The organism is Streptomyces sp. NPDC060194 (assembly GCF_042728285.1).
Lineage (GTDB): Bacteria > Actinomycetota > Actinomycetes > Streptomycetales > Streptomycetaceae > Streptomyces.
On record NZ_JBHWZH010000230.1, the window covers coordinates 1 to 5,688 of the forward strand.

4 protein-coding genes are annotated in these 5,688 nt (G+C 69.8%); 3 read left to right on the forward strand and 1 reads right to left on the reverse strand.

The genetic code is table 11. The features are described from left to right. Positions 1 to 45: 45 nt before the first annotated feature. Entirely contained in the window at positions 46 to 2,127 is a 2,082-nt protein-coding gene (locus ACFWEG_RS27945) for a glycosyl hydrolase family 28-related protein (protein ID WP_387220602.1), read from the reverse strand. Positions 2,128 to 2,412: 285 nt separating this feature from the next. Here ACFWEG_RS27945 and ACFWEG_RS27950 point away from each other — a divergent pair, with 285 nt between their 5' ends. Genes ACFWEG_RS27950 through ACFWEG_RS27960 form a run of 3 tightly spaced genes read left to right on the forward strand, consistent with a single transcriptional unit; the run spans position 2,413 to position 5,655 of the window. Next, on the forward strand, positions 2,413 to 3,723 hold the full coding sequence (locus ACFWEG_RS27950; protein WP_387220605.1) for an ABC transporter substrate-binding protein: 1,311 nt from the start codon (positions 2,413 to 2,415) through the stop codon (positions 3,721 to 3,723). Between the two features lie 8 nt (positions 3,724 to 3,731). Then, entirely contained in the window at positions 3,732 to 4,754 is a 1,023-nt protein-coding gene (locus ACFWEG_RS27955; protein ID WP_387220607.1) for a carbohydrate ABC transporter permease, read from the forward strand. Then, positions 4,747 to 5,655: a carbohydrate ABC transporter permease gene (locus ACFWEG_RS27960; RefSeq protein WP_387220610.1), complete on the forward strand. Its 909-nt coding sequence runs from the start codon at positions 4,747 to 4,749 to the stop codon at positions 5,653 to 5,655. Before ACFWEG_RS27955 ends, ACFWEG_RS27960 begins: the two co-directional genes overlap by 8 nt. Positions 5,656 to 5,688: the final 33 nt, after the last annotated feature.

The window sequence follows — 5,688 nt, forward strand, 5'->3', positions numbered from 1 at the left end:
GGCCCGCACCGATCCGGTGCGGGCCCCGCCGTCGTCCACGCGGCCCTACTCGCCGCCCCACGGCGACGGCGCCGGCGGCGGGACGACCGCCGGCCGGTCGTCGCAGGTGATCGTGTTCGGCAGCAGCCACGGCGCGAGCCACGCCCCGGTCGTGCCGCCGCCGTCGTTGCCCCCGAGGTCGGTCAGGGAGAACTCCGACCCGGTGGCGGGGAAGTTGAACGACCCGCAGTTGTTCACGCCCACCGCGCCGACGTTGCGCGCGTCCACGTTCCGGAAGCTCGCCGAGCCCTTCGCCCGGGCGCTGACGACCGACGTCCCCGTGCCGTCCACCCGGATGTCCTCGAACCGGACGCCCTCGATCGTGTACTTGTCCTTCACCGGCCAGTCGCTGACCAGCATGATCGCGTTGTAGGTGCTGTCCAGGAAGTGGTTCCCGGTGACCCGGATGTCGGCGTCGATGTCCTTGTCCAGGGCGAAGAACCAGATCGCGCCGAGGCCGATCTTCCAGTTGAGCTCGAAGGTGCCGCTGCGCACGGTCGTGTTGCCGGTGACGTCCAGCCGTCCGGCGAACGCCTCCGCCCCGAACCGCGCCCCGACGTGCAGACCGCTGCCCTCGCGGACCGGGTCGGCGACCAGGTTGCCCGACACCGTGTTGTCCGTACCGCCGTAGATCGCGATGCCGTTGGCGAGCGTCGGCGACTGCACGGTGTTGCGCTCGAAGGTGTTCCGCGCGTTCGCCTGCTTCTCCGACCACATGGCGAGCCCGTCGTCCCCGGTGTTGCGGACGAAGTTGTTCGCGACGACCGAATCGGTCACGCCGGTGTGGAAGTTGAGGGCGTCGGCGATCTGGTCCACCACGATGTTGTCGCTGATCCGCACCTTCGACATCGGGCCGTCGAACCAGAACCCCACCTTGGTGTGCTGGATGTGCAGCCCCCGGATCGAGGAGTCGCTCATCGCCCCGCCGACGGCGTTCACCTGGTCGGTGTCGATGCGCTCGCGGACGTCGCCCTGGATCGCGAACCCGGACAGGTGCACGTTCCGGCTGCCGCCGGCCGACGCGTCCTTGCCGTAGAAGCCGACCCCGGTGTGGACCGAGCCGTCCGGCGCGGGCGTCTCCAGCGCGACCTCGCGGCCCTTGAAGACCGTGTACCAGTTGCCGGCGCCGACGATCGTCACGTCGTCCACGACGATGTGCCGGTTCACCTGGTACGTGCCCGGCGGGACGTACACCTTCAGCTTGTGCCGCTTGGCGAAGGCGATGGCCCTCTCCAGCGCGCCCGCCGCGTCCTTCCGCCCCGTCGGGTCCGCGCCGAAGGCGAGCACGTCGGCCGCCTTGAGCTCGACGTGCGGCCGCCCGACCCGCTCGGAGTCCAGCAGGTCGATCACGGTCCACGCCGCCGGGCTGTCGCGCGGGACCGTCAGGCGGACGGTGTCGCCGGCCCGGTAGGTCTTCCCGAGCAGCAGCCGCTGCTCGTCGTAGAAGTGCGTCGGCCGGAACGGTTTGGTGATCTCCGGCGCGGGCGTGGTGTCCTTGGGCACGCAGGCGCACTCGGTGATCCACCAGTCCGGGTGGAGCAGGTCGGCCTGCGGGTCGTTGGTGAACGGGTACTGGTTGTAGAGCCAGGAGTACTGCGAGGTCAGCGTCATGGTGGCGCGGTTCTTGCCGTTCACCGAGACGGCGAGCGGGGCGGTGATCCCGCCGCCGCGCGGCGCGTCCGGGATGCTGTAGCGCACCGTGATCGCGTCGGCCGCCTCCGGCAGCGTGAACTCGACGTGCTCGCCGGGCGTCAGCCTGACGGCCGTCCGCCCCGACGCCTCCGAGGGGAGCGTGTACGCGGTCCGGTCCGGGCCGATCACCTCGCCGTTCGTGGCCGCGTTCTCCGCCTCCTGCTCGGCGAAGGCGACCTTCGCGCCGCGGCCCTCGACCAGCGCCGGGTCGAGCGCCGCGCGCGTGACGGCCGGACCGGCCTTCGCCGCCCTGCCGGCGGCCGCCGGCCCGTCGCCCGCGTCGGCCGACGCGGTGCCGCCGCCCAGGGTGGAGAGGGCGACCGCGGTCGCGACGAGTGCGGCCGTCGCCCCCGTCGATCTTCGTGCTGGTCCGGCGGACCACCACCGCCGTGCCATGGTGCGCAGTGTCATCGCGAGCCCGTTTCGTCGGAGTGTGAGGTGACAGTAGGGCGCTGGGCCCACCCCTCACAAGGCTCGTGCGAGGAACTTTCAGGTCTCGATTCAGAACCTGCGCGAATCAGCCGACTTCTTGCGTAACCGACCGCCGCTCGCGCCGACCCTTGCTTCAAGTCTTGACGCGACTCTCTCTCGGGGCTTAACTCACGCTCTGAATTAAGGCGTGAGGTTGTTCGCCTCCTGAACGCGCCCGCGCACCACAACCCTCGAAGGGCCGACTGAGTCATGCGCAGAATCAGAGCCGCCGCGGCCGCCGCCGTCGTCATCTCGCTCGCCACCGTCGCCGCCGGCTGCGGCGGCGGGGGATCGGGCGGCGGGGACAACTCCCAGCCGAAGACGCTGACCTACTGGGCGTCGAACCAGGGCCCGAGCATCGAGGCGGACAAGAAGATCCTGACCGCCGAGCTGAAGAAGTTCGAGAAGCAGAGCGGCATCAAGGTCAAGCTGGAGGTCGTCCCCTGGTCCGACCTGCTCAACCGCATCCTCGCCGCGACCACCTCCGGTCAGGGCCCCGACGTCCTCAACATCGGCAACACCTGGTCCGCCTCCCTCCAGGCCACCGGCGCCCTGCTGCCCTGGGACGACGCCGCCTTCGAGAAGATCGGCGGCCGCGACCGCTTCAGCGAGGCCGCCGTCGCCTCCGCCGGAGCAGAGGGCCAGGACCCGGCCGCGGTGCCGCTGTACTCGCTGTCCTACGCGCTCTACTACAACAAGAAGATGTTCGCCGACGCCGGCATCGCGAAGCCCCCGACCACCTGGGACGAGCTGGTCACCACCGGCAAGAAGCTGTCCAAGGACGGCAAGTGGGCGCTCGGCGTCGAGGGCGGCAACCTCTCCAACAACATCCACCAGGTCTTCGCCCTCGGCCAGCAGCAGGGCGGCGACTTCTTCGACGCGTCCGGCAAGGCCGACTTCACCTCCGACGCGAACGTCGCGGCGGTCAAGCAGTACGTCGACCTGATGGCCAAGGACAAGATCGTCGCCCCGGGCAACGCCGAGTACGCCCAGAACCAGTCGCTCACCGACTTCGCCAAGAACAGGACCGCGATGGTCCTGTGGCAGTCCGCCGCGACCACCTTCGCCGCCCAGGGCATGAAGCCCGACGACTGGGGCGTCGCCCCCGTCCCCGTCCCCTCGGGAGCCCCCGGCACCGGCAAGCAGGTCAACTCGATGGTCGCCGGCATCAACATCGCCGTCTTCAAGAACACCAAGAACCTCGACGGCGCCACGAAGTTCGTGGAGTTCATGACCAGCGACGCCGAGCAGAAGCTCCTCAACGACACCTACGGCTCCATCCCGCCGGTCAAGGCCGCCCAGCAGGACGCCGCCTTCAGCGCCCCCGACCGGGCCGTCCTGCGCGACACGCTCGACAAGAGCGCGGCCCCGCTCCCGCAGGTCCCCGAGGAGTCGCAGTTCGAGACCGCCGTCGGCACCGCCGTCAAGGAGCTCTTCGCCGACGCCGCCGCCGGCCGCCCGGTCACCACCGAATCCGTCAAGGCCCGGCTGTCCAAGGCCCAGCAGCAGATGCCGAAGTAGGTCCTCCTGTGACACCCGCCGCCCCTTCCGTCCAGCGGCAGCAGACCGCTCCGGGCCGAGCCGCCCCGCCGCCCGGAGCACGGGGAGGCCGGGGCCGGCGCCGTCGGCCCCGCCTCCCCTCCCGGCTGCGCCGCATCGGCCTGCCGTACCTGCTGCTGATCCCCGCCCTGCTCCTGGAACTCCTCGTCCATCTCGTCCCGATGGTCATCGGCGTCCTGATGAGCTTCAAGGAGATCACCCAGTTCTACATCCGCGACTTCACCGCCGCGCCCTGGGCCGGCCTGGAGAACTTCTCCCTCGCCGTCGACGTGAACCAGCCCGTCGGCGAGTCCCTGCTCCGCTCCTTCGTCACCACCTGCCAGTTCACCGTGCTCTCCGTCGGCCTGTGCTGGCTGATCGGCGCGGCGGCCGCGATCCTGCTCCAGGAGAACTTCCGCGGCCGCGGCCTGCTCCGCACGATCTTCCTCGTCCCCTACGCGCTGCCGGTCTACGCGGCCGTCATCACCTGGGCGTTCATGTTCCAGCGGGACAACGGGCTGATCAACCACGTCATCCACGGGCAGCTCGGACTCACCGACAGCCCGCCGTTCTGGCTGATCGGCGACAACAGCTTCGTCGCGCTGCTCGTCGTCTCGGTGTGGAAGGGCTGGCCCTTCGCCTTCCTCATCATCATGGCCGGCCTCCAGAACATCCCCCGGGAGCTCTACGAGGCCGCGGCCATCGACGGCGCCGGCGTCTGGCAGCAGATCCGGCGCATCACCCTGCCGTCGCTGCGACCCGTCAACCAGGTCCTCGTGCTCGTCCTGTTCCTGTGGACGTTCAACGACTTCAACACGCCGTTCGTGCTCTTCGGCGAGGCGGCGCCCGAGGCCGCGGACCTGATCTCCATCCACATCTACCAGTCCTCGTTCGTCACCTGGAACTTCGGCACCGGCTCCGCGATGTCGGTCCTGCTGCTGCTCTTCCTGCTCCTGGTGACGGCCGTGTACCTCGCCCTCACCTCCCGCGGAAGGAAGCCCGCCGATGTCTAGCGCCCCGGTCGACGGCGGCCGAGCGACCCAGCCCGCCGCGGCGCGCTACCGGCGCTCGCCGACCGCGCCGCCGGCGTCCTTCTTCTGGACCCGGCGGATCTTCCTCGGTCTGCTGACCGCCTTCGTGGTGCTGCCCGTCTTCGTCATGGTGAGCAGCTCGCTGAAGCCGCTGCAGGACGTGTCGGGCGAGTTCCGCTGGATCCCCTCCGGCCTGACGATCCGCCCCTACCTCGACATCTGGACGACCGTCCCGCTGGCGCGGTACTTCGTCAACTCCCTGATCGTGGCCGGACTCGCCACCGTCTGCTCGGTGGTCATCGCGGTGTTCGCCGCGTACGCGGTGAGCCGCTACGACTTCCCCGGCCGCCGGTTCTTCACCGTCAGCGTGCTGTCCACCCAGATGTTCCCCGGCATCCTGTTCCTGCTGCCGCTGTTCCTCATCTACGTCAACATCGGCCGGGTCACCGGCATCGAGCTGTTCGGCTCGCGGGGCGGGCTGATCCTCACCTACCTGACCTTCTCGCTGCCGTTCTCCATCTGGATGCTCATCGGGTACTTCGACTCCGTACCGCGCGAGCTGGACGAGGCGGCGAAGGTCGACGGGTGCGGCCCGCTCGGCGCCCTGGTCCGGGTGATCATCCCCGCGGCCGTGCCCGGCATCGTCGCGGTGACCGTCTACGCCTTCATGACCGCCTGGGGCGAGGTGCTGTTCGCGTCCGTGATGACCAACGACACCACCAGGACCCTCGCCGTCGGACTCCAGGGGTACGCCACCCAGAACGACGTCTACTGGAACCAGGTGATGGCCGCGTCCCTCGTGGTCAGCGTGCCCGTCGTCGTCGGCTTCCTGCTCCTGCAGCGGTACCTGGTGGCCGGACTCACCGCCGGCGCAGTGAAGTAGCACCGCGGGACACGCGGGCGGCCGGGTCCCACC